The sequence below is a fragment of the Bacillus sp. LR--39 genome, from assembly GCF_053613335.1.
This window is the reverse complement of sequence record NZ_JBSIOT010000073.1, coordinates 1-1,840: the sequence shown is the minus strand read 5'-3', so window position 1 is coordinate 1,840 and position 1,840 is coordinate 1. Positions and strand designations below refer to the sequence as shown.

The following is a 1,840-nucleotide window of genomic DNA, read 5'->3' as shown; positions in this document are numbered from 1 at the left end:
TTGAGAAGAACCATAGTACAACAGTGACAATCACAAATCCCGGAATGACAAGCCATTTCGGCCCGTATTTATCGAACAAGCGGCCTGTAACAGGGGACATAAATCCATTTAAAATACCGCCCGGCAAGAGAACAAGACCAGATGCAAATGCAGTCAGGACTAAGCCGCCTTGCAGATACATCGGCAGAAGCAGCATAGATGACAGAATGACCATCATACAAATGAACACCATGATCACACCCAAAATAAACATCGGGTATTTGAACGCACGGAGGTTCATCATCGGCTGCATCATTGTCAGCTGGCGGATTGAAAATAGGATAAGGCCGACAACGCCGACAATCAGCGACACGATAACAGTCGGGCTGGACCATCCCCCGGAGCCTTCACCCGCGTTGCTGAATCCGAACACAATGCCGCCGAAACCAATCGTCGAGAGGATGATAGACAATACATCGATTTTCGGCTTTGTCGTTTCAGATACATTCTGCATATATGCGATACCGAACACAAGCGCCAGCACAAGGAATGGAAGAGAGATCCAGAAAATCCAGTGCCAGTTGAGATGCTCCAGAACCAATCCTGAGAAAGTTGGGCCGATGGCGGGCGCGAACATAATGACAAGACCGATCGTTCCCATTGCGGCACCCCGTTTATGAGGCGGGAAAATCACCAAGATTGTGTTAAACATTAGGGGCAGTAAAAGACCGGTTCCAAGTGCCTGAACGATCCTTGCCGCCAATAAAAACGGGAAGCTTGGCGCAAGCGCCGCGATCAAGGTTCCTATAATTGAAAAGATTAGTGACACGGTAAAAAGCTGTCTTGTTGTGAACCACTGCAACAGCAGTCCTGAAACAGGAACAAGAATACCGAGTACAAGCAGGTAGCCCGTCGTTAACCATTGGACGGTTGCCGCTGTAATGTGCAATTCCTTCATAAGGTCGGTTAACGCAATATTCAGTGCTGTTTCACTGAACATGCCGATAAAACCGGCCAACAGCAAGGAAATCATAATCGGCATCACTTTGTATTGCTGAGATGCTTTAGCTGTTGTTTCCAAAATCATTTCCCCTCTCTATCAACTGCATGTAGGATGTCGTTTTTTTATCTCTTCAGCAGGTCAGGAATGCAGCTGGAGATATGAATGAGCGGCGTACTGTTTTTTGCCGTCAAAGATAAAAGAATGCCGCCTTCAATCATCGCGTTAACCACAGTGCTGGCTTCTTTTGCACGGCTCTCGCTGCAGCCAGCCTGCCGCAGTTTCTCCTCATACACAGAGGCCCATTCTTTGTAGGCTTCATGACAGGCTTCGCGCAACGGTTCGCTTTTCAATGACGTCTCAGCCGCTAGCAAGCCCATAGGCAAGCCTTCAATGTCTTCCGTACATGAAAACTGGCAGGAGAGCTCCTTCAAAAAGGCTTGAATGCCTTCCGCTGGATCGGTGCAGGCTTCCATGCAGTCCGCGATTTTCTGACGGATATACTCCTTCATCTCATTCACGGCTTCGATCGCAAGCTGTTCTTTACCCCCGGGAAAGTGGTAGTAAAGAGAGCCTTTAGGCGCGCCGCTTTCCTTTATAATCTGGTTCAGCCGCGTGCCGTAATACCCTTGCAGCTGAAAAAGGCGGGTAGCTGCCGAAAGGATTTTCTCACGGGAATCTCCATAACTCATAACATTCCCACCTTACTGAATTGTAATCAAAAATATAGTGACTGGTCTATTATCTTGATTCAATCATCAATTGTCAAGAAAAATTCATTGTATGAAAAGACAAAAAAAGAAGGATATGACAACAAAAAATACTGAGAGAAAAGCTGACTGATCTTTTGACTGAATAGAT

2 protein-coding genes are annotated in these 1,840 nt (G+C 46.8%); both read right to left on the bottom strand.

Features of this window, described 5'->3' with window-relative positions; genetic code table 11:
• On the bottom strand, positions 1-1,066 hold a 1,066-nt coding region (locus tag ACWHAR_RS20385; protein ID WP_452087649.1), incomplete at its 3' end, for a DHA2 family efflux MFS transporter permease subunit.
• Between the two features lie 38 nt (positions 1,067-1,104).
• A complete protein-coding gene (lmrA, locus tag ACWHAR_RS20380) occupies positions 1,105-1,671 on the bottom strand; it encodes a transcriptional regulator LmrA (RefSeq protein WP_452087648.1) in 567 nt (188 codons plus the stop codon).
• Between the last annotated feature and the right edge of the window lie 169 nt (positions 1,672-1,840).